This window comes from Thioalkalivibrio sp. ALMg13-2 (genome assembly GCF_000381185.1).
GTDB lineage: Bacteria > Pseudomonadota > Gammaproteobacteria > Ectothiorhodospirales > Ectothiorhodospiraceae > Thioalkalivibrio > Thioalkalivibrio versutus.
The window spans coordinates 65732-86254 of sequence record NZ_KB906108.1 but is presented as its reverse complement, the minus strand read 5'-3'; the positions used below and the strand labels follow the sequence as shown (position 1 = coordinate 86254).

The 20523-nt window shown below is 68.7% G+C and carries 19 protein-coding genes, 2 tRNA genes and 1 riboswitch; of the genes, 6 read left to right on the top strand and 15 right to left on the bottom strand.

Annotation, left to right across the window (positions count from 1 at the left end; genetic code table 11):
- Window positions 1-27 precede the first annotated feature (27 nt).
- Window positions 28-519 (top strand): hypothetical protein, encoded by a 492-nt coding sequence (locus F618_RS0107910; protein WP_018938725.1) that lies wholly within the window; start codon window positions 28-30, stop codon window positions 517-519.
- A gap of 153 nt (window positions 520-672) precedes the next feature.
- Window positions 673-4563 (top strand): AAA family ATPase, encoded by a 3891-nt coding sequence (locus F618_RS0107905; RefSeq protein ID WP_019568240.1) that lies wholly within the window; start codon window positions 673-675, stop codon window positions 4561-4563.
- 105 nt (window positions 4564-4668) lie between these two features.
- Here F618_RS0107905 and F618_RS0107900 read toward each other — a convergent pair.
- The 4 genes from F618_RS0107900 to gltX all read right to left on the bottom strand — a co-directional run bounded on the left by F618_RS0107900 (window position 4669) and on the right by gltX (window position 6552).
- Window positions 4669-4744, bottom strand: a tRNA-Glu gene (locus tag F618_RS0107900).
- A 34-nt stretch (window positions 4745-4778) separates the two neighbouring features.
- Entirely contained in the window at window positions 4779-5003 is a 225-nt protein-coding gene (locus F618_RS0107895) for a hypothetical protein (protein ID WP_019568239.1), read from the bottom strand.
- A gap of 24 nt (window positions 5004-5027) precedes the next feature.
- Window positions 5028-5103: transfer RNA gene (locus tag F618_RS0107890), tRNA-Ala, on the bottom strand.
- A 42-nt stretch (window positions 5104-5145) separates the two neighbouring features.
- Window positions 5146-6552 carry a glutamate--tRNA ligase gene (gltX, locus tag F618_RS0107885; RefSeq protein ID WP_018169491.1) on the bottom strand — a complete coding sequence of 469 codons (1407 nt, stop codon included), beginning with the start codon at window positions 6550-6552 and terminating at the stop codon, window positions 5146-5148.
- 143 nt (window positions 6553-6695) lie between these two features.
- On the opposite strand from gltX, the gene F618_RS0107880 reads away from it, so the two are divergent.
- Window positions 6696-7145 (top strand): DUF4399 domain-containing protein, encoded by a 450-nt coding sequence (locus tag F618_RS0107880; protein WP_019568238.1) that lies wholly within the window; start codon window positions 6696-6698, stop codon window positions 7143-7145.
- A gap of 64 nt (window positions 7146-7209) precedes the next feature.
- Here F618_RS0107880 and F618_RS0107875 read toward each other — a convergent pair whose 3' ends face one another.
- The gene (locus F618_RS0107875) at window positions 7210-8190 is read right to left on the bottom strand and encodes a cytochrome-c peroxidase (RefSeq protein ID WP_019568237.1); all 981 of its coding nucleotides are present in this window, start codon (window positions 8188-8190) and stop codon (window positions 7210-7212) included.
- Between the two features lie 213 nt (window positions 8191-8403).
- Window positions 8404-8639, top strand: a riboswitch (cobalamin riboswitch).
- Window positions 8640-8819: 180 nt separating this feature from the next.
- On the opposite strand from F618_RS0107875, the gene F618_RS0107865 reads away from it, so the two are divergent.
- A complete protein-coding gene (locus F618_RS0107865) occupies window positions 8820-9935 on the top strand; it encodes a porin (RefSeq protein WP_019563148.1) in 1116 nt (371 codons plus the stop codon).
- A gap of 34 nt (window positions 9936-9969) precedes the next feature.
- Window positions 9970-10533 (top strand): cytochrome c, encoded by a 564-nt coding sequence (locus F618_RS0107860; protein WP_018169486.1) that lies wholly within the window; start codon window positions 9970-9972, stop codon window positions 10531-10533.
- Window positions 10534-10824: 291 nt separating this feature from the next.
- Here the strand turns inward: F618_RS0107860 and cobM are convergent, their stop codons facing one another.
- From cobM to F618_RS0107845, 3 genes are read right to left on the bottom strand one after another with little or no spacing between them, the layout of a single operon-like run.
- Entirely contained in the window at window positions 10825-11589 is a 765-nt protein-coding gene (gene cobM, locus F618_RS0107855; protein ID WP_019563149.1) for a precorrin-4 C(11)-methyltransferase, read from the bottom strand.
- Window positions 11586-12059 (bottom strand): cobalamin biosynthesis protein, encoded by a 474-nt coding sequence (locus F618_RS0107850; RefSeq protein ID WP_019568236.1) that lies wholly within the window; start codon window positions 12057-12059, stop codon window positions 11586-11588. Before F618_RS0107850 ends, cobM begins: the two co-directional genes overlap by 4 nt.
- On the bottom strand, window positions 12038-13273 hold the full coding sequence (locus F618_RS0107845) for a bifunctional cobalt-precorrin-7 (C(5))-methyltransferase/cobalt-precorrin-6B (C(15))-methyltransferase (RefSeq protein ID WP_026330482.1): 1236 nt from the start codon (window positions 13271-13273) through the stop codon (window positions 12038-12040). The genes F618_RS0107850 and F618_RS0107845 overlap by 22 nt, the downstream gene beginning before the upstream one ends.
- Window positions 13274-13277: 4 nt before the next feature.
- Between F618_RS0107845 and F618_RS0107840 the strand changes: the two genes are divergently transcribed.
- Window positions 13278-14078, top strand: coding sequence for a cobalt-precorrin-6A reductase (locus F618_RS0107840; protein ID WP_019563152.1), 801 nt, complete (start codon window positions 13278-13280; stop codon window positions 14076-14078).
- Window positions 14079-14091: 13 nt separating this feature from the next.
- Here F618_RS0107840 and cobJ read toward each other — a convergent pair whose 3' ends face one another.
- From cobJ to F618_RS0107805, 7 genes are read right to left on the bottom strand one after another with little or no spacing between them, the layout of a single operon-like run.
- Entirely contained in the window at window positions 14092-14877 is a 786-nt protein-coding gene (gene cobJ, locus F618_RS0107835; RefSeq protein ID WP_019563153.1) for a precorrin-3B C(17)-methyltransferase, read from the bottom strand.
- Entirely contained in the window at window positions 14874-15629 is a 756-nt protein-coding gene (locus tag F618_RS0107830) for a precorrin-2 C(20)-methyltransferase (protein ID WP_019563154.1), read from the bottom strand. Before F618_RS0107830 ends, cobJ begins: the two co-directional genes overlap by 4 nt.
- On the bottom strand, window positions 15626-16279 hold the full coding sequence (locus F618_RS0107825; protein ID WP_019563155.1) for a precorrin-8X methylmutase: 654 nt from the start codon (window positions 16277-16279) through the stop codon (window positions 15626-15628). The genes F618_RS0107830 and F618_RS0107825 overlap by 4 nt, the downstream gene beginning before the upstream one ends.
- The gene (gene cobG / locus F618_RS0107820) at window positions 16276-17676 is read right to left on the bottom strand and encodes a precorrin-3B synthase (protein WP_019568234.1); all 1401 of its coding nucleotides are present in this window, start codon (window positions 17674-17676) and stop codon (window positions 16276-16278) included. The genes F618_RS0107825 and cobG overlap by 4 nt, the downstream gene beginning before the upstream one ends.
- Window positions 17677-17695: 19 nt before the next feature.
- Window positions 17696-18469, bottom strand: coding sequence for an ABC transporter permease (locus F618_RS0107815; protein ID WP_081620872.1), 774 nt, complete (start codon window positions 18467-18469; stop codon window positions 17696-17698).
- Window positions 18466-19410 carry an ABC transporter ATP-binding protein gene (locus tag F618_RS0107810; RefSeq protein WP_019563157.1) on the bottom strand — a complete coding sequence of 315 codons (945 nt, stop codon included), beginning with the start codon at window positions 19408-19410 and terminating at the stop codon, window positions 18466-18468. The genes F618_RS0107815 and F618_RS0107810 overlap by 4 nt, the downstream gene beginning before the upstream one ends.
- Complete coding sequence (locus tag F618_RS0107805; protein WP_019568232.1) at window positions 19407-20516, bottom strand: cobalt-precorrin-5B (C(1))-methyltransferase; 1110 nt, start codon at window positions 20514-20516, stop codon at window positions 19407-19409. Before F618_RS0107805 ends, F618_RS0107810 begins: the two co-directional genes overlap by 4 nt.
- Between the last annotated feature and the right edge of the window lie 7 nt (window positions 20517-20523).

Below are 20523 nucleotides of genomic sequence, written 5' to 3'. Positions count from 1 at the left end.
AGGACATCCGCAAAAGGGACGAACGCCATGCAACGCCTTCTCGCCTCCTTCCTGATGTGCACCCTGCTGATCCCCGGCCTGGCACTCGCCGACAAGCCCGGCGACCAGCGCGCCATCGCCGGCATGGACACCGGACGCATCCTCTGGGACATCACCATTGCCGACCCGGAACGCCTGATTGCCCGCCTCAGCGTGATCCGCGAGACCTATGACGACATGCAGCGCCAGGGCCTGGAGCCGGAAATGGTCTTCGCCTTCCGTGGCGGGGCGGCCGGCCTGATCGCCCGCTCCACCGATCACCTGGAGCTCGAGGACGTCTCTGCGGTGCGCCATATCCATGAGCGCCTGGAGGGCCTGCTGGAGCTGGATGGCATCCACATGGAGGCGTGCAACATCGCCACGCGGCGCTTCGAGCTCGAACAAGAGGATCTATTGCCCGGCATCCACATGGTCGGCAATACGTTCCTGTCGATCATGGGTTACGAGCACCAGGGCTACGCGACCATACGCATCGACTAACCCCAACCGCGGAATGCCTTTACAATCGAGTCGGGCGGACATTCGGTCGGCCCCGGGACCGCGCCGAAGGCACGGTAACCGGGTCATTTGACCGGGTCACAAATGGCAGCGAACGACTGCCGAGCCAGACAAGGGGAGGCCTCTTTGGCGCATATGGAAATCACGACCTTCGGCACCGTTGGTGTACGCGTGGAGGACCGTGACATACCCGCCCTGTCCGGGACGAAGCTCGGGCTGCTCCTCACCTATGTGGCCGCCGAGAGCCCTCGGCGCATCCCGCGCGAGGAACTGGCCCGCCTGTTCTGGCCGGATCTGGACGCCGACAGCGCCCGGGTCAACCTGCGTCAGGGGCTGTTTCAGCTACGGCGCCAACTCCCTGCCGGCGACCCACCCCTGCTCGACACTACACCCCGCTACGTGCGTTTCCAGCCCCAACCTGAATCGCGCATCGACTTCCTCACCCTGAATCGCGCGCGCGCCGAGCGACGCACCGCCGAGAGCCGCGAGACGACCGCCGCGTCTGCCGAGCGTGCCCGCGCCGAGCGACGCACCGCCGAGCGACGCACTGCCGAAAGCCGCGCAGCCACAGCCACCCATCCGAACCTCGCAATCGTCTGCGACTACCGCGGGCACTTCCTCGAGGGACTGCGCGCCCTGCAGGATCTTCCGGAACTGTCCGCCTGGGCCCAGGCCCAGCGTGACCATCACTGGCAAAATCTGCTCGTCTTCATCACCCACAACCTCGTCGCACTGGCCAAGCCCAACGAAGGCGAACCCCTGCTCGCCGAGCTCCACCGCCTGCTGGCGATGGAGCCACACGACGAGACCCTGCACCACCTCCTGATGAAGGCCCTCGCAGCCAGCGGCCACCCAAAGCGCGCGCTCGATCACTATGCCCATCTCGAGGCCGAGGCCGGTAAGGCACCCGGCGAACTGCTGGCGCGCACGCGCGAGGAAATCCTCGGCGCCGAGCGGGCCGAAGCCACTAGCCAGCGCGTCAAGACCGAGGAGGCCGAACCGGCCATCCTGCGCCCGGAACGTCGTCGGGTCACCGTCGTGGCCTGCCATGTCCAGCCCGACGCGGAAGCCGACATCGAGATCCAGCAGCAGCAGGTGAACCGCGCCCTGGAGCACGTCGACTTCGTCCTGCTGAGCCATCACGGCCATGTGGTGCCCTCCCCGGGACACGGCCTGCTGGCTTATTTCGGCTACCCGGCCGGTCGCGAAGAGGCCACCGTCGACGCCGTACACGCCGCCTGGCAAGCGCTGGAGACCGCCCCCGCCGACTGCAAGCTGCGTCTGGCCGTGGATAGCGATCTGATCGTCACCGGTGCCGACCCCGACCTGCCCGATCCAACCGGCCAGCTCACCGCCCGTGTCCACGACTGCGCGCAGCAAGCCGATCCCGGGACCCTGCGCGTCAGCGCACCGACCTACGCCCGTGTCTCGGGATACTTCAGCTTCCGCGCGACCGACGACGGTACCGGTGCCTACCGCGTCACCGGCGACCCCGGCCCGCTGGACCGGGTGGATGCACAGAGCCTGCGCGACCTCACGCCCCTCACCGGGCGCAGCCAGGAACTGCAACAGCTTCGGGGGCACTGGGACCAGGTCCTGGAAAGCAGCGAGGTCCGCTTCGTGCTGGTCCAGGGTGAGGCCGGGCTAGGCAAGAGCCGGCTTGCCCGGGGACTCGACCAGCAAGTCCGCGGGCAGGCTCGCTCACGCTACCTGCTCAAGTGCCGCGAAGATCGCACTCGGCAGCTCCTGGCGCCTGTACGTCAGGCCTTTGCCACCTGGATGGGTCAGGATAGCCTGCGCGAAGCCCGCCAGCGGCGCCTCGAAGGCGCCCTCAAGATCGCGGGCACCCCCCCCAAACTCGCACCACGCCTCGCCCATTGGCTGACCCACCCGGAGGCCGACGGCCCCGAGAGCCTGGCTCACGAGGGGCTGGACCGCGACCGCATCATCGACACCCTGGTCGAACTGGTCCACCGACGGTCGGCCCATGGATCGACCCTGCTGATCTGCGACGACCTGCACTGGATGGACTCCGGTACCTCGGAGTTCCTGCGACGCCTGTACCAGCGTCTGCATCACCGACCGATCATGGCCATCCTGACGGCCCGCATGAGCTTTCGCTCCTCCTGGCGCGACCTGTCGCTGGAGCACATCCGCCTCCACGGCCTGGACGATGCCGCCGCACACGGCCTGGTGGACCGTCTGGACCCGAATGGCCGCCTTTCCAGCGGCCTGCGCGACCAACTGGTCGAGCGTGGCGAGGGCGTCCCGCTCTTTCTCGAGGAACTCACGCGCTATGCCCTCGAAGCCGCCCGCACCGGCCAGCTGCCCGAAACCCTGCCGCCAGGACTCTCCAATCTCCTGGTCGCGCGTCTGGAACAGCTCGGCAGTGCCCGCGAACTGGCGCATTCCGCCGCAGTCATCGGGCGCGACTTTGACACCCGAATCCTCAGCCGCCTGCGCGGCCAGCCCGCCGATACCATCCGCCGCCAGCTGACGCGCCTGACCGGGAAGGGCTTCATCGAACCCGCCGGCATGGTGGATGGTGTGCGCTATCGCTTCCGCCACGTCCTGTTCCGCCAGGCGGCCTACGAATCGATGCTGCTGAGCGACCGCACCCGTCTGCACGGCCAGCTGGCCGACTTGATGCAGGAAGACGGCGAGCATGGCATGCAGACCGCCGACTGGGGTCGCATCGCCAACCACCTTTACCACGCCGGTCGCTATCCGGAGGCCGTAAACGCCTGGCTGCAGGCCGGTGAAGCCGCCTTCGCCCGCGGCATCCTGCCCGAGGCCTCGCACTACTTCGAAGACGCGCTGGACTGCCTGGAGCGTCACCCAGAGGCCCACGCGAGCGGCGATCTGGCGACCCACGAACGTGACACCTTGCGCGCCCTGGGTGGCCTGGGGGCCTCCAACCTGGCCCTGCTGGGCTACGGTTCGCGCACGGTCAACGATATCTTCGAACGCGCCATGCGCCTCACCGCCCCGGAACAGGACCCGGTGCAATACTTCCGCGTCCTCTGGGGCCTGTGGCACGGCGCCGGCTCCTGGCATGGATTCCAGGAGGCTCATCGCCTCGCCGCGGAGATGGAGCAACTGGCCGAGCGCTCCGGCGACCGCCTGCTGCGCATCGCGGCCCATTATGTCCAGGGCAACACCCATTTCTGGACCGGCCGCTTCGCCGAGGCGCTGGAACACCAGACGCGGGCGGTCAAGCTCTATCGCGACGCCGACCACGCAACCCTGGTGGCGCGCCATACCGAAAACCCGGCCATCAGCGCCCGGGGCTTCATGGCCTGGACGTTGCTCCATCTGGGAAATCACGCGCGCGCCTGGACCGAAATGGATGCCGCGTGCCAACAGGCAGACCAACTCGGCCATCGGCCTACCGAGGCCTTCGTATATGCCTTCCGCTCGGTACTCGGCTTCTACTCCAGCGACCCGGAATCCGCGCTGCCTGCAGCGCGCCACGCGCTATCCATCGCCCGCGAGTACGACTATCCGCTGTGGCGCGCCGCCGGCATCACCCTCGAGAGTTGGGCCCTGGCCCGGCAGGGCCAAGCCGATGCCTACCAGGCCATCGAACAGCAGGTCGAGGCGATGCGCCACATCATGGATGGCGTCAACACCATCTTCCAGCTCATCCTGCTGGACGCCCTGGAGACCAGTGACATCGCGGCCGAACAGCGTCTGGCAATAGCCGACGAGGCGCTGACAGGCTGCCGCAAGCGCGGCGATCTCGCCTTCGAACCGGCCATCCGCCGGTTGCGCGCCGTCGCCCTTCTCGCCAGCAGCAAAGGGAAAGCCGACGACGGCTGGCAGGACCTGGAAAGCGCGCGCAGCATCGCCCACGAACAGGGCAATCCCAACATCGAACGCCAGGCCCTGCTCGATTACGCCCGATTCGCCAGCGACCCCCAGGTGCAATCCTGGGCCGAACGCGAACTCTTGCGTATCAACCACTGCATCATCCCCCGCCCGCACCCCGACGAACCCCGCCAGCGCGATCCCCGCCTCGCCTGACATCGGCCGCCGGGACAAGCGCCCGGCGGCCAGGGCGCTACCGGTGTGATCCCAACACCACAAAAGAAAAGGCCCGAACCTTGCGGTTCGGGCCTTTTCGGGATATGGCGTCCCCACGGGGATTCGAACCCCGGTCGCCGCCGTGAAAGGGCGGTGTCCTAGGCCTCTAGACGATGGGGACGTAGAGGCAACGTCTTCTTCTTACTTCCGCTTGCTTACTCGGGTGGGCCCTTGGGCCGGTCTTCCTCGCTACCTGGAGCGCGATGCAGAAGCGTCGTCACCAGACCGTTGAACACCAGCAAAAACCCGACCGGTACCAGCGCGATGAGGGGCTTCGACCAGGTCTGTTCCCCAGTGAGCATCAGCCCGAATCCGCCGATCAATCCGATCACTGCCAGCACCAATCCAACGTAGAGCGATATGACTCCAAAACGATGCATTAATGAACTCGCAGTACCCCTGAGTGGTGGAGCCAGGCGGGATCGAACCGCCGACCTCCTGCATGCCATGCAGGCGCTCTCCCAGCTGAGCTATGGCCCCGTGTCAGGCGAGCGCGTACTGTAGCCAGCACCCCCAAATGTGTCAACCCGCTGCGGCGGAAATTTTCTGCAACGCACGGTCGATACGGGCCAGAACGCGCTCGCGACCAATGAGCACCAACGTGTCATCGATGGGCGGGGACACCGTGCCGCCGGTAAGGGCCACACGCAAGGGCTGCGCCACCTTGCCGAGCTTGAGTTCCAGCCGCTCGCCGGTGTGCACCACCACCTCGTGCAGCGCCTCCTTCTCCCACGCCCCGAGAGCGCTGAAGCCATCGTGCAGGGTTTGCAGCACGGGCTGCGCCTCGGCGGTCAGCTGCTTGCGCGCCGCCTTCTCGTCGTAGTCCTCGAACTCGCGATAGAAATACACGCTGTTCTCGGCCATCTCGCGCAGGGTGCGCGCCCGTTCGCGCTGCGCGATGACCACATCGCGCAGTTCCGGCCCTTCGGAGGGATCGATCCCCAGCTGCCCCAGGTGCCAGCCCAGTTCCAGCGCGACGTGGTCCGGGTCCAGCGTCTTGATGTAGTGCTGGTTCAGCCACAGGAGCTTGTCCGGGTTGATGGCGGAGGCGGACTGGTTCACGTCCTTGATATCGAACAGCCGAACCAGTTCGTCCAGTCCAAAGATCTCCTGGTCGCCATGCGCCCAGCCCAGGCGCACCAGATAGTTGAGCAGGGCCTCCGGCAGGTAGCCCTCGTCGCGGTACTGCATGACCGACACCGCGCCGTGGCGTTTGGACAGCTTGGCGCCGTCGGGCCCCATGATCATCGGCAGGTGGCCATAGCGCGGCGGCTCCACCCCCAGCGCCTTGAGGATGTTGATCTGGCGCGGCGTGTTGTTCAGGTGATCGTCGCCGCGCACCACGTGGGTGATGCCCATGTCCATGTCGTCGACCACCACCGTCAGGTTGTAGGTCGGCGAGCCATCCGAGCGGGCGATGATGAGGTCATCCAGCTCGTGATTCTGGAACGCGACCTTCCCGCGCACCATGTCGTCAACAACCGTCACGCCCTCGTCCGGCGTACGAAAGCGAATGACTGGCTCCACGCCCTCGCGCGGCTCGGTACGGGCGCGGCAGCGACCGTCGTAGCGCGGCTTCTCCTTGCGCGCCTTCTGCTCCTCGCGCATCGCGTCCAGCTCTTCCTTCGAACAGTAGCAGCGGTAGGCATGCCCGGCGGCCATCAGCTGATCGATCACTTCCCGGTACCGGTCGAAGCGCTCGGTCTGATAGAACGGGCCCTGATCGTAGGTCAGACCCAGCCAGTTCATGCCTTCCAGGATCGCGTTCACCGACTCCGCAGTGCTGCGCTCGAGATCGGTGTCCTCGATGCGGAGCACGAAGTCGCCGCCGTGATGACGGGTGTACAACCAGGAGAACAATGCGGTTCGGGCACCACCAATGTGCAGATAACCGGTGGGACTGGGGGCAAAACGGGTACGGAAACTCATGCGCGGGACACTCGATTACGGGTAGTGAGCAAAGGCGCCTAGGGTAGCAGAACGCTACAGGGCGATAACCCGGTAGCCCGGTTTCCGCCGGCTATACTCGAGACAGGCCAACACACGGGCCCCTATCGCCCGAAGGAGTCGTGATGAAATCCGATTCGCTCACCCGCCTCGCGACCATCGCTCTGGTCACTGGAGGATTCGCCCTGGCCGCAAGCAGTGCGGCCAGCATGGAGCGCGTTCCGGCGCCCGAAGGGGCCGAGGTGTACTTCATCAGCCCGCAGGATGGCGACACCGTCGAAAGTCCCGTGCGGATCCAGATGGGCCTGCGCGGCATGGGCGTGGCCCCGGCCGGCGTCGAGGCCGACAACACCGGGCATCACCACCTGCTGGTGAACCAGCCGCTGGACGAGGTCGACCTGGATGCCTCGCTCCCCTTCTCCGACCACAAGCGCCACTTCGGAGGCGGTCAGACCGAAGGCGAGATCGAACTGGAACCGGGCACCCACACCCTGCAATTGCTCTTCATGGATTACCGCCACCTCAGCTTCGACCCGCCAGTGACCTCCGACAAGATCACCATCACCGTCGAATAGGCGGCACAAAAAAGCCCCCTCCGGACCCGGAGGGGGCTTGTCATCGCCAGTGGCAACCGGTCGCTTACGGCAGTGACGGGATCTCGAACTGCGGCATGTCACCGGTCAGCGCGTGCATGAAGGCCTCCAGGTCCGCGACTTCATCGTCGCTAAACTCCATGCCCAGCATCTCCTGCCCCATGATGCGGATCGCCTCGTCCAGCGTCGCGGTCTCGCCGTTGTTCATGTAGGGATAGGTCAACGCCACGTTGCGCAGGGTCGGGGTCTTGAAGGCAAAGCGATCACTCTCCTCTCCGGTCACCAGGTAACGGCCCTCGTCTTCCGAGCCCGGCACCTGGATGCGATGGAAGTGGCTGTCGGTGAGTGCCGGGCCACGGTGGCAGGCGACGCAGCCGTTATCCGCGAACAGCTTCATGCCGCGCATCTGCTGCTCGCTCATCGCGCCCTCGTCCCCGACCAGCCAGCGGTCCAGCGGCGAGTTCGGGGTGTTCAGCGTGCGCTGGAAGGTCGCCAGCGCATGGGCCACGTGATCGGCATTGATCACGTTGTCACCATCATAGTCCGGATAGGCGGCCTGGAACTTCTCCTGGTACTCGTTGAACTCTTCCAGACGCTCAATTGCGTCCTCCAGCGGCATCGCCATCTCGATCGCGTCCTGGATCGGACCCAGCGCCTGGCCTTCCAGGTCGTCCTCGCGGCCATCCCAGAACTGCGCCGTGAAGAAGCCGGAGTTCAATACCGTCGGGGTATTGCGCTCGCCGACCTGGCCATCATGCCCTACCGCGCGCGGGATACGGTCCGCCCAGCCCAGCGCCGGGTTGTGGCAGGTCGCGCAGGAGATCACGCCGGAGCTGGAAATGCGCGGCTCGAAGAACAGCATCTTGCCCAGTTCGATCTTCTCCTTCGTCATCGAGTTGTCCGCCGGGATCGGCGGCAGCGCCGGCAACGGCTCGAACACATCGCGATATTGCGAATAGTCCGTATCGGACAGCGCTGGCGCCGAGGCCCCCATGGCGACGGCCGCGCACGCCGCGAGCGCCGTCATTCGAAATCCGGAAAGTGTCTTCATGGCAGGTCTCCCTTGGGGAATGGGTGTCGGCTCGAACCGATCTAGACTCGGTCCAGATCGCCTGAAACCCACCCTACCCACGCGGGAAACCGGACGCGATCAAAATCGCGCGTTCCGTTGATCCAGATCAAAGGATACCCCCGCCATCCCGCCTCAACGCGCCCTTGACCCTCAAACGGAGGCACCGTAGGGTCCGCCTTGACTTCAGGTGCCCCGGCCTGTTTTGGCCGGGGATAATCGGGAAGCCGGTGCGCGAACTCTCGTTCGCAAGCCCGGCACTGCCCCCGCAACGGTAGGCGGAGTTGGGCGGATCCAATGCCACTGCGGCGCATCCCCAGGATGCCCGCGGGAAGGCGATCCGCATCTGGATGCAGCGCGCATCCACTCTGCGAGTCCGGAGACCGGCCTGGAGGACACCGACGCCGCGGTGGGCGGCCGGGCGGGCCAGGACCGGCGTGCTCATCGATCGGCCCTCCCCTGCTCCCAGCCCATCCTGTGGCGTCGTTTCATCCACGGCGTGCGGGGTCGCGCGCCAGGGAAACACATGACCCATGTGCGCGAACGGGCACATGGGTCATGTGTTTCCTTAGGGGAGCACCACAACAATGAACGATACCCATCTCCGACCGGGGCGACATGCCATCCCGGTCCTGGCCACCCTGTATCTGATGACGGCCGCGAGCATCGCTCCGGCTCAGGCCAACTTCGAGTTCGGCGACGCGGAAGACGGCCTGCAGGTGACACTGGATCCGCTGATCCAGGGCCGCTACAGCTACGCCCGTGCCCCGGACGGTTCCACTAGCGAGTTCGACTTCCGCCGCGCTTGGCTGGACACCCAGGGGACTCTGTTCCACCCGGATCTTCGCTTTCGCCTGCAGCCGGATTTCAGCAGCGGCGAACTCTCGATGCGCGACATCTGGATGCAGTACGCGTTCCGCGACAATCTGGGCCTGCGCCTCGGCCAGTTCACCGTACCCTTCGGAATGCCGCGCGACATCGGCGGACCCAACCGCCTGTTTACCGAACTCAGCGTGCCGGGCAACCAGTTCGAGGTCCCCGCCGGGCGCGATACCGGCGTGACCCTACTGGGCGGTGACGGCGAAGCCTGGGCCTGGGCCGCCGGGGTGTTCGACGGCCGTGGCCGTCTGGACCAGCGTAACGACCGCCCCGCCACCTCCGGCCACCTGTTCAGTGCCCGCGGGGCCTGGGCACCGGTCGGCGAGATCCCGCGCGACAACACTACCCTCGGCCGCGCCGTGGAGCGCACCGTGGCGCTGGGCGCCGGCCTTCAGGCAGCGGACCGCAACCACCTGCGCGACTGGAGCCGCGGACTGGAAGATACGGTGGACCGCCAGCGGGCCGACTGGGTCACCGCCACCGCCGACGCGGTGATCAAGTTCGGCCACACCTCGCTCTCGCTGGCCGCGTTCCGCCGCGACGTCTCCCCGAACCATGCGTCGTCCTATCACGACCTCGGTGCCGAGCTCGAACTCGCGCAGTCGCTGCCGGTGGACGGGCTGGAGGTGGCCGCTCGCCACGCGGTGCTGCGCCACGACGCCGGCGACGACCTGGAAGGCGACGAGCGCTGGCAGCGCGAATGGGGCGCCGGGCTCAACTGGTACCACCGGGGACAGCGGCAAAAGACCCAGCTCATGTGGCTGGACCGCGACGCCGACCGCTCGGACTGGGAACTGCACCTGCAGCACCAGTTCCGCTTCTGACACGCCACGGCTGACGCGAACAGGGAGAGCCACCATGAATCGAACGAAATCCATCCGGCGGTCGCTGACGACCGGCCTCCCGCTGGCCCTGCTGCTCGCATCGGCGGGGACCACGGGCGCCGAAGAGATCACCGTCCCGATGCCGGGCCCCTGGGGCGAAGGCTACGAAGAAACCCTGGACGACCCGGCCAGCGTGGACGCCACCGAGGCCTTCCAGCGCTTCCGCCAGCAGAGCATGCGGGGCACCTCGGCCACCTACCGCAGCATCGAGCAGATCCTGCGCTATGACGCGCCGTTCGCCGAGCGTCTGCCCGATTTGGCCGACGAGCTGGCACGGCGGGCCGCCGACATCGAAACCTGGTTCGACCGCGAGACACCAGCGCGGGACGGCGATCCAGGAGCCCTGCCCGCGGCCTGGGCGGACCCAGACTTCGCCGAGTACAAGGCGTCCTACCGCCAGGCCGCCGAACGGCTGCAGCGGAAGGTGGAGACGGCCGACGACCTGGCGGACGAGGCCTTCCAGCTGCGCGCCACCAAGGCCCTGAACAGCGTGCGCCACCAGTGCCTCGCCTGCCACGACAATTACCGCCGCCGCTGAACCACGCGGAAACGGGGCGTCCCCCGAGCCCCTTTTCCGGGGCAGAGCACGCCCCGTTTCCGCCAGCCGGGGCCGCCATCTTCCGGCGGCCCCTTTCCTGATCCTGATTAGCACGAATCCACCGCGCGCTTCATATGCCGGAACGGCCTTGCCCGCGAACACGGCGGCGGGCTTCGGCAAGCGCCGCATTCGCGCACAAGCGCGCTCCTGCAGGGCTGCGGGTTGCGCTGGGGGAAAAGGACCTCTGCAGAGCTTCAGTGCTAATCAGGCCCTTGACTGGGTGCCCGACGATCAGTCGTTGTCCATGCCGCGATAACGCCGCACATGCGCCGGGTCGTACAGCGCACTATCGCGGAAATCCCCCGGATCCAGCGCCGGCCCCACCAGGATCAGCGCCGAGCGCCGCGTGCTCAGCTGTGTTGCCCGCTCCACGATATTGCCCAGCGATCCCCGCACCACCGTCTCGTCCGGCCAGCTAGCACGGAAGACGATCGCCACCGGGCAGTCACAGCCATAGTGCGGACGCAGGTCCGCGACCACGGCCTCGATATTGTGCAGGGACAGGTGGATCGCCAGAGTTGCCCCGGTCGCAGCGAAGGCCGCCAGCCGTTCGCGTTCCGGCATCGACGAGGCTCGCCCCGGCGTCCGCGTCAGCACCACCGACTGCGCCACCTCCGGCACGGTCAGCTCGCGCCCCAGGGTCGCGGCCGCGGCGGAGAACGCCGGCACCCCGGGGGTAATCGTGTAATCGATCCCGGCCGCCTCCAGACGGCGGATCTGCTCGCCCAGCGCGCTGTACACCGACAGGTCGCCGGAGTGCAGTCGCGCCACGTCCTGACCCGCCGCGTGGGCGCGCTGGATCTCGTCCATGATCGCGTCCAGCGTCAGCGGCGCGGTATTCACGATGTGCGCGCCTTCCGGCGCATGCTCCAGCACCGCCTCCGGCACCAGCGAACCCGCGTACAGGCATACCGGACAGGCCGCGATACGATCCCGCCCGCGCAGCGTCAGCAGATCCGCCGCGCCCGGGCCCGCTCCCACAAAATGAACCGTCATGATGACTCCTTGAATACGTGATGGGTATCGACCCGGGCCACCGCGCAACTGGCCCGCGCGGACAGACGCCGCGGCAGCAGCAGACGCGCACCCTCGCCGGCCGCCGCCAGCGCCGCCGCCTCGGCCACCGACCCGACCCCGGCGGTTGTACGCGCCCGCGCCGACTCCGTAAGCACTTCCTCGTCGCAGTCCACCAGCGCAGACGCAGACGGAAATACGAGTTCCAGCTCCAGCTCCCGCGCCACCGACGCCAGCATGCGGCTGTCGCTCTTGTGCGCCGGTGCCGCCAGCTGCCGGATCTCGATCGGCTCGACGCGCGCTGCATCCAGCACGGCGCGGACCTCGGCCAGCACCTCGCGGATCAGGCCCTCCAGCTCCCAGGCCGTGCAGGCCGAGGCGAAGCCGACGCCGGGCACCACCCGGTCGAGCGCACCGTTCAGTGCCGCCCTCAACTCCGGCGCAGGGACCACAGGGTCACCGGCCGCAGCGGTTTCCAGCCCGACATCGCGCCCAGCGGTTCCGAACGGCTCACGTTGATGCGCGTCAGCTCGCCGCCATGGCGCTCGCGCGCCGCCGCCAGCACCGCATCGCCCTCGACCGTCACGCTGTTCGCGACCAGGCGCCCGCCCGGGCGGAGGCTCTCCACACAGTGCTCCACCAGCCCCGGGGTCGTCAGGCCGCCGCCGATGAAGATCGCGTCAGGAGGCGCCAGGCCATCCAGTGCCTCCGGTGCGCGCCCGGGGATGCATTGCAGGGCCGGCACACCCAGGGCGCGCGCATTGCGCGCGATGCGTTCCAGCCGCTCCGCGCGAAGCTCGATGGCCAGGGCGCGGTTGGCCGGATCCGCCAGCATCCACTCGATGCCGATGGAACCGGAGCCGGCGCCGATGTCCCACAGGCACTCGCCGCGCCCGGGCGCCAGCAGAGCCAGTGTCACCGCACGGACCTCGCGCTTGGTGATCTGCCCGTCCTGTTCGAACTGCGCCTCCGGTCGGCCGGCGCTGGCCGCGATCACCGGGGCCGTCGGTGAGGCGCGGCATTCCAGCGCGATCGTGTTCAGCGGATCCACCTCGCGAGCGCCCCAGTCCGCCGCCGTGGTCGCGCCAATGCGCTCCCGGGCCCCGCCCAACTGCTCCAGGACCGTCAAGGCCGAGGCCCCGAAACCCAGTTCATCGAGCCAATGGGCCAGCTCGCCGGGGGTCTCGCCGTCGCGGCTCAGGATCAGCAGCCGCGCGCCGTCGTGCAGCCAAGGGCGCAGCGCTTCCAGCGGGCGCCCGTGGACCGACAGGCAGCGGGTCTCCTGTAGCGGCCAGCCCATCCGCGCGGCGGCCAGGCTGAATGCCGAGGGCGCCGGAAACACCCGGGTGGCCGCCACCGGGAAACGCCGCATCAACGTCGCGCCCACCCCGAACCAGAACGGGTCGCCGCTGGCGAGCACGCACAGCGGCTGCCCCGCCCGCGCCTCGATCCAGTCGAGGGCGGTCTCCAGCGGCGAGGGCCACACCAGACGTTCCTGCCCCGGCTGCTCCGGCAACATCTCCAGATGCCGTGCACCCCCGATCACCGTGGTCGCCTGCGCCACGGCCGCGCGGGCCTCCGGCGCCAGTCCGGACAGACCGTCCGCACCGACCCCGACGATGTTCAACCATGGCGTCCCGCCCGGCTGCGTCGCTACACTTGGCATCTCCATGACCTCCCGTTCACCCCTTTCCAACGACGCCCGGCCACCGCGCCCGCGGCATGTCCTCCTGCTGGGCGGCACCACCGAGGCCGCGGCCCTGGAGCCGCTGCTGGACGGCCACCCGCGGCTGCAGTCCACCGTCTCGCTGGCCGGGCGCACCCGGAAACCGGGCCCGTCGCGGCTGCCACGGCGCACGGGCGGTTTCGGCGGTGCCGAAGGCCTTGCCACCTGGCTGCACGAACACGCGGTCGACGCCTTGGTGGACGCAACCCACCCCTTCGCGCGGCAGATCTCGGCCAACGCCGTCGTGGCCGCGCGCCAGACCGGCATCCCGCTGGCGCGCCTGACCCGACCGTCGTGGGAGGCCGGAGCGGATGACAGATGGATCCGCGTGTCCGATCTCGCGGCCGCCGGCCGCACCCTGCCGGCACTCGGCCGGCGCGTGCTGCTGACCACCGGCCGCCAGCACCTTGAGGCCTTCGAGGCCGCGCCCGAGCTGGACTATGTCATCCGCACCATCGACCCGCCCGAACCGCCGCCGGCGCTGCCACGAGTCACCTGGATCCATGCCCGGGGCCCATTCACGGCCGAGGACGAGGCGCGCCTGCTGCGGGAACACGCGATTGACGTTCTGGTAACCAAGGACAGCGGCGGCGAGGCCACCGCCGCCAAGCTGCAAGCGGCCCGCGAACGGGGCATCCCGGTGGTGATGGTGGAGCGCCCGCCGGACGCCCCCGGAGTGCCACGGTTCCACGCCCCGCAGGCGGTACTCGACTGGCTGGAAGCGCTCCCGGACACCCACGGCTAGAGCGGGTCCCGGCTCATTGCGCCGCCTCGACATAACGCGGGGTGTACACGTGCCGCCGGCCCGAAGGGCGTTCCAACACGCGGGTGGATGTGGCGCCGACGATCACCAGCGTGCTCATATTCGCCGCCGCCGGGTCCACCTCGCCGAGGGTGGAGATCTGCACGTCTTCGCGTTCGCCACGTCCCACCGCAGTGGCCAGCACCACCAGGGTGTCCGGCCCCTGGACCTCGCGCACGATCCCCAGTGCCTCGCCCAGCTGCCAGGGTCGCGAGCGCGAGATCGGGTTGTAGAAGGCCATGGCAAAATCGGCCTCGGCCGCCAGCCGCACCCGGCGCTGGATCAACGACCAGGGCTTGAGATTGTCCGACAGCGAGATCACGCAGAAATCGTTCCCCAGCGGCGCCCCCAGCCGCGCGGCGGCGGCCTGCATCGCCGAAACCCCGGGGGCCACGTCCACCTCGACGTCCTCCCAGCGTCCCGCCGGTGCCCCTTCCAGGGCCTCGAAAATGGCCGCCGCCATCGCGAACACACCAGGATCGCCACCCGAGACCACCGCCACGTCCCGCCCCTCGGCGGCCATGTCCAGGGCGTGCGTCGCGCGCGCCAACTCCTCGCGGTTGTCCGAGGCGTGAACACGGTGATGCGCGCCCGCAATGCGTTCCAGGTACGGCCCGTACCCCACCAGGTCGGTCGCCGCTTCAAGACGGGCAGCAACCTCCGGCGTAAGCCATTCCGGCCCGGCCGGCCCCACCCCGACCACACTCAGCCGCCCGAGCGGCCGACCGTCATCCCCGCTCATCGCCGCACCCCTCGCCCGGGAATCACGATCATCGAGAAATAGGGCACCTGTTCCGGAATCGCGGCCAACGGCAGGACCCGCTCCTCCGGCGTACTCGCGCGTTCCACGTACCAGGCACGCTCGTCCAGCCCCAGTTCCCGCAGGACCCCGACCACCGCATCGCGATGGGTTCCAACCTTCATGATGACCGCGGCATCGGTCCCCTGCAGGGCCTGGCGCAGATCGTCGATCGGCATCGTGCCCGGGATCACCGTCAGCAGGTCATCGCGCATGGTCAACGGCGTGGGCAACTGCGCGGCGGAGGCCATCATGGAGGTCACGCCGGGCACGATGCGGGTGGGGAAACGCTCCTTCAGCCGCAGGTAGACGTGCATGAAGGAACCGTAGAAGAACGGGTCCCCTTCGTTCAGCACCACCACCGAACGCCCGGCCCCCAATTCGGCGGCCAGCTGCTCGGCGGCGGCGTCGAAAAACTGCTCGATGCGGCTGCGATACTCGTCGGAGCCGTGCGGGATCTCGTTGGTCACCGGATACTCCAGCGGCATCTCGCGCTGCCCGGCACCCAGATGGGCATCCACGATGGCACGCGCCTGGCCGCGGCCGCCCCGGCGACAGAAGTAGGCCACCACCGGGCTCTCGGCAATCAGCCGCGCGGCCTTCAGCGTCAACAGCTCGGGATCACCGGGACCGGTGCCCACGCCGTACAGACAGCCCGCGTCCGAGGAATCCTGCAGGTTGGGGGATGTCGTCATATCCGGTCACTCGCAAAGGCGTTGATGGCCGCCGCGGCCATGGCACTGCCACCCCGGCGTCCGAAAATGGTCAGGTAATCGAGATTCAGCGGGCTGCTGGCCAGTGCCTCCTTGCTCTCCACCGCACCCACAAATCCCACTGGTATACCGAGCACGGCGGCCGGCCGCGGCGCACCCTGGTGCAGCATTTCCAGCAGGTGAAACAGCGCCGTGGGCGCATTGCCAATGGCCACGACCGCGCCGTCCAGATGCGGTCGCCACCATTCCAGCGCCGCGGCCGAACGCGTCGTTCCCAGACGCTCGGCGGCCGCCGCCACCCCGTCCTCCCGCAGGCTGCAGATCACCCGGTTGTCCGCCGGAAGCCGGGCCCGCGTGACCCCGTGCGCCACCATGTTGCTGTCGCACAGGATCGGCGCGCCGGCGGCCAGCGCATCCATGGCCGCCCGGGCCACCCCGGCGGAAAACCCGACGTCCCGCGGCAGATCGGTCATGCCGCAGGCATGGATCATGCGCACCACCGCGGGCACCAGGTCCTCCGGAAAGCGGTCGAGATCCGCCTCGGACCGGATCATCGCAAAGGACTCCCGGTAGATGGCCGCCCCGTCGCGGATATAGTCGGGTACGGCCCCGGCCGTATCGCTCTGCGTCATGCTGAATCTCCGTTGTTCATCTTCGCGTTCATACGCCTGGCCAGTGCCGTGGCCTCCAGCCGTTGCAGGGCCTCGACCCTCGACTCATTCGCGCCACGTTCTTCACGGGCGAGGGTATCGAGGGCCGCGAGGACCGGCTCGACCTGCCCCGGCCCCGGCCCCAGCCCCGTCAGGACGGTCTCCCACTGCGCGGGCGCGCGTTGCAGCGACAGGTCGTAGCGACCTTCCCGCGCCGTGAGCAGGACCTGTGCGTTCGCGGGGCGCCCACAGTGCTTGTCGCAGCCACTGACGTGGACATGCCCGCCATCCACAAGCAGCCCGCGGGCGGATGCCCCGGCCGTCTCGACATCCGCGCGCGTGGGGGTACTGCCCGCGGAGCAACCCGCCTGCCCGATACAGGCACTCACCGCCAGACGGGGATTGCCCGTATCGGTCACGCCGTCCCACTCGGCCAGCCGGTCCGACTCCACAGGTGTTGCCCCGGTCAGAAGCAGGCTGCGCCACGGTGTCAGCCGCAGGCGTCCGTCGTGCGGCCGGATATGTTCGGCCATCCCCTGCAGGGCCTCCGCGCGCAGGGCCCCGAACGGAAACGCGATCCCGAAGGCTCGCCCGTTCAGGCACGTACCCATCCCGGCATCCGCGCATCCGGGCATCCGGGCCGCGACCCAGTCCCCGCCCGGGAGCACACGCTCCAGCCCCGGCGGCGTCAGCACATTCGGGCCGAACCGGGCCACGGCGCCGGCCACACGCCCCGGCGGATCCACCTCGCCTTCGCGCAATTCCACGAAGCGTTCGAGCACCGCCAGGGCGACGTCCACGACCTTCTCCGGCCGCGTCCAGCCAAGCACCGTGGCCGTGCGACTGGACGCGCCTACAGCCACCCGAAACCACACCCCTCCCAACCCCGCACAGGCCTCCAGCCGCAGGTCCGCCGCTACGCCATCCAGCGGCAAATCGCCGCCGGCCTCCACCAGCACCCCGACCTTCGGCGGCAGTGCCCGCAGACGCGGGTTCTGCACAAGCGCCCGCGCGAGGGCCCGCGCGACCGGCTGTACATCCATGGCCGCCTCCGGATCGATGTCCGTCACCGGGGCCACCAGGACATTACGCACTGCCTCCATCGCGGGATCGCGATCGGCCAGACCCGCGTTCTCCAACTCGGCACGTGCCGGCTCCAGATCCGCCGTGTCCAGACCGCGCAACTGCAGATTGCCGCGGCTAGTCAGCTCCAGGGCACCGGAACCAAAGCGACGCGCCACCTCCGCGATGGTCTGCGCCTGCTCCGCATCCAGCCCCCCGATCGGGTGACGTACCCGCATCAGCAAACCGTCCCCGGTGCTCATCGGCGCGGCAACCCCCGGACAGGCCTGGCGCACCCGCGGACGATCGGCAATCACGACTTCACCCTGCCCGCGCTCATGTGCGGATCCGCACGCCGCGCGCCACCAGGGCCCAGGCCAGCCCACCGACGACGAGCGTCGCCCCCACGAGGACCCAGAAGGTCGTGGCCCAGGCGAAGGACCCGGTCCCCAGCAGGCCGTAGCGAAAGCCCTCGATCATGTAATACAGCGGGTTCAGCACCGCCAACGACTGCCAGGGCTCGGGCATCCGTTCCACCGGGTAAAACAGGCCTCCCAGGTAGATCAGCGGGGTCAACACGAACGTGGCCACTACGGAGGTATGGTCAAAGCTGCGTGCATACAGGCCGTTCAAGAGCCCGGCCAGCGCGAACAGCAAGGCACTGATCAGCGCGATCCCCAACGTGGCCGCCAGGTGGTGCAGCTGGAGATGGGTAAACGGGATCGCCACCAGCGCCACCAGCGCCCCGGCCAGCAGCCCGCGGATCACGCCACCGGTGGCGAAGCCCGCCACAATCAGCCAGGCGGGCAGCGGCGCGACCAGCAGCTCCTCGATATGCCGCTGCAGGCGGGCGCCGTAGAACGCCAGCGTCACATTGCTGTAGGCATTGGTGGCAACCGCCAGGATGATCAGGCCGGGCAGGATGAAATCGGCGTAGTCGACCCCCCGCATGGTGCCCAGTTCGCGCCCGATCAGATGACCGAAGATCACCAGGAACAGGACGGTCGTCACCACCGATGGCAGGAGGTTCTGCACCCAGGCCCGCAGGAACCGGCGCACCTGCTTGACCACCATCCCGCAATAGGCGAATGCGTAGGCCGCGAGTCTCATGCCCCGGCCCCTTGCAGTGCGTCCGCGCGTTTCGCAATGCGCTGCAGGAACAGCGACTCGAGCCGGTTGCGCTTGTTGCGCAGTCCCGCGACCCGGACCCCGCTTCCGCCCAGGCGATCGAACAGGTCATTGACCTCCATGCCCTGCGGGAGATCGATCTCCAGGGTCCAGATATCCACCAGACGGGTCGCCAGCCCCTCCAGGACCGGGGCCGCGTCCAGTGGCGCGTTCAATTCCAGCACCAGCGTCTGCACGTTCAGCCCGTGCAGCAGCTCGCCGGTCTCTCCGCGCGCGACGATCTCGCCCTGATCCAGGATCGCCAGCCTGTCGCACAGGCTCTCGGCCTCCTCCAGATAGTGGGTGGTCAGGAGGATGGTCACGCCATCCGCGTTCAAGCCACGCAGCAGCTCCCAGGTTGCATGGCGCCCCTCCAGGTCCACCCCCGCCGTCGGCTCGTCCAGCAACAGCACGCGAGGGCGGTGTACCAGGGCGCGGGCAATCATCAGCCGGCGCTTCATGCCGCCCGACAGGCCCCAGGCCGACTGTTCGCGCCGGTCCAGCAGACCCGCCTGTTGCAGCACCTCGCCGGTTCGCTCGCGCGCACGCCTCGGGGACAGCCCGTAGTAGGCCGCCTGGGCCTCGACGATCTCGCCCACCGGCTCGAAGCTGTTGAAATTCACCTCCTGCGGCACCACGCCCATGCACGCCTTCGCCGCCACCGCCTGCGTGGCCACATCGTGCCCGCAGACCCGGATCGAACCGCGATCCGCCCGCACCAGCGTGGTCAACAGCCCCACCAGGGTGGTCTTGCCCGCCCCGTTCGGACCCAGCAGGCCGAAAAAGCTGCCCGCCGGCACTTCCAGATCCACGTTCGCCAGCCCGACCCGGCCACCGGCGTAGCGCTTGGCTACCGACTGCAGGGCGATCGCCGCGGCCGTCATGGCGCAAGGCCCCTGGCGCCATCGGCAAACCCGACGATGCGTCCCGCCCGATCCACCGCGCAGACCTCCAGCGCTGTGGTCTCCGGCAACATTCCGCGGGCCCGCTGCCAGGCGCGCGCGCTGATCCGGTCGGCCAGCGCCACGCCCTGTTCCAGGCAGTCCGCAAGGGCCTGGGCACTGGTGTTGGCCGCGCGGATGCGCGCCAACAGGTCCGGGCTGGCGCCCAGATCCGCGGCTTCCCCCGCCAGGGCGTCGAGATCGATGCGCGACTTGCGGCTATGCGCATCCAGGTGCCCGGCCGCGAACTTGCTGAGCTTGCCGAAGCCCGCGGCCAGCACCACCGCGGGCAGGGGGTGGCGCCGCAGGTACTTCAGCGCCGCCCCGAACAGATCCCCCATCTCGATCAGCGCCAGGTCGTCCAGACCGTAGCGTTCACGCACCGCCGCCTCGCTGGTGCCGCCGGTACAGCAGGCCACACGCGGACAATCGTTGGCGCGGGCCACGTCGATGGCCTGATGGATGGATGCGATATAGGCGGCGCAGGAAAACGGGCGCACGATCCCCGTGGTGCCCAGGATCGAGAGACCGCCGAGGATGCCCAGGCGGGCATTCATGGTCCGCTCGGCAATCCGTTCGCCCCCGTCCACCCCGACCGTGACCCGGAAGCCCCCGCTGTAACCGGTCGCCTCGGCAAGCGCCTCCAGATGCCCCTGCATCATGCGTCGCGGGACCGGGTTGATCGCCGGCTCGCCCGGCGCCAGCACCAGGCCCGGACGCGTGACCGTCCCGACCCCGGCACCCGCCATGAACACAACGCCAGGTGCACCACACAGGGCCACCTCGACCCAGACCCGAGCCCCGTGGGTGGCATCCGGGTCATCGCCGGCATCCTTGATGACCCCGGCGACCGCGCCACCCGGGGTGGGCTCCAGATCGTTCAACGCCAGGCGCACGACCTGCCCCCTCGGCAGGGTGACCTCGACCGTCTCGAGCCGCCGCCCCTCCAGCAGCCAGCGTGCGCCGGCCACGGCGGCCACGGTCGCGCAGACACCGGTGGTCAGGCCGGTGCGCAGGCGCCCGGTTGTCTCGCACGTCTCCGGGCGCATGCCGCCC

Excerpts from the sequence above, each read along its gene's own strand:
- F618_RS0107830 (WP_019563154.1), bottom strand. The coding sequence starts at position 15,629 with ATGACGACATCCCCCAACCTGCAGGATTCCTCGGACGCGGGCTGTCTG.
- F618_RS0107805 (WP_019568232.1), bottom strand. The coding sequence starts at position 20,516 with ATGCGCCCGGAGACGTGCGAGACAACCGGGCGCCTGCGCACCGGCCTG.
- F618_RS0107825 (WP_019563155.1), bottom strand. The coding sequence starts at position 16,279 with ATGACGCAGAGCGATACGGCCGGGGCCGTACCCGACTATATCCGCGAC.
- F618_RS0107910 (WP_018938725.1), top strand. The coding sequence starts at position 28 with ATGCAACGCCTTCTCGCCTCCTTCCTGATGTGCACCCTGCTGATCCCC.
- F618_RS0107810 (WP_019563157.1), bottom strand. The coding sequence starts at position 19,410 with ATGACGGCCGCGGCGATCGCCCTGCAGTCGGTAGCCAAGCGCTACGCC.
- F618_RS0107860 (WP_018169486.1), top strand. The coding sequence starts at position 9,970 with ATGAATCGAACGAAATCCATCCGGCGGTCGCTGACGACCGGCCTCCCG.
- F618_RS0107880 (WP_019568238.1), top strand. The coding sequence starts at position 6,696 with ATGAAATCCGATTCGCTCACCCGCCTCGCGACCATCGCTCTGGTCACT.
- F618_RS0107895 (WP_019568239.1), bottom strand. The coding sequence starts at position 5,003 with ATGCATCGTTTTGGAGTCATATCGCTCTACGTTGGATTGGTGCTGGCA.
- F618_RS0107875 (WP_019568237.1), bottom strand. The coding sequence starts at position 8,190 with ATGACGGCGCTCGCGGCGTGCGCGGCCGTCGCCATGGGGGCCTCGGCG.
- cobJ (WP_019563153.1), bottom strand. The coding sequence starts at position 14,877 with ATGAGCGGGGATGACGGTCGGCCGCTCGGGCGGCTGAGTGTGGTCGGG.
- F618_RS0107815 (WP_081620872.1), bottom strand. The coding sequence starts at position 18,469 with ATGAGACTCGCGGCCTACGCATTCGCCTATTGCGGGATGGTGGTCAAG.
- gltX (WP_018169491.1), bottom strand. The coding sequence starts at position 6,552 with ATGAGTTTCCGTACCCGTTTTGCCCCCAGTCCCACCGGTTATCTGCAC.
- F618_RS0107865 (WP_019563148.1), top strand. The coding sequence starts at position 8,820 with ATGAACGATACCCATCTCCGACCGGGGCGACATGCCATCCCGGTCCTG.
- F618_RS0107905 (WP_019568240.1), top strand. The coding sequence starts at position 673 with ATGGAAATCACGACCTTCGGCACCGTTGGTGTACGCGTGGAGGACCGT.
- F618_RS0107845 (WP_026330482.1), bottom strand. The coding sequence starts at position 13,273 with ATGCCAAGTGTAGCGACGCAGCCGGGCGGGACGCCATGGTTGAACATC.
- cobM (WP_019563149.1), bottom strand. The coding sequence starts at position 11,589 with ATGACGGTTCATTTTGTGGGAGCGGGCCCGGGCGCGGCGGATCTGCTG.
- F618_RS0107840 (WP_019563152.1), top strand. The coding sequence starts at position 13,278 with ATGACCTCCCGTTCACCCCTTTCCAACGACGCCCGGCCACCGCGCCCG.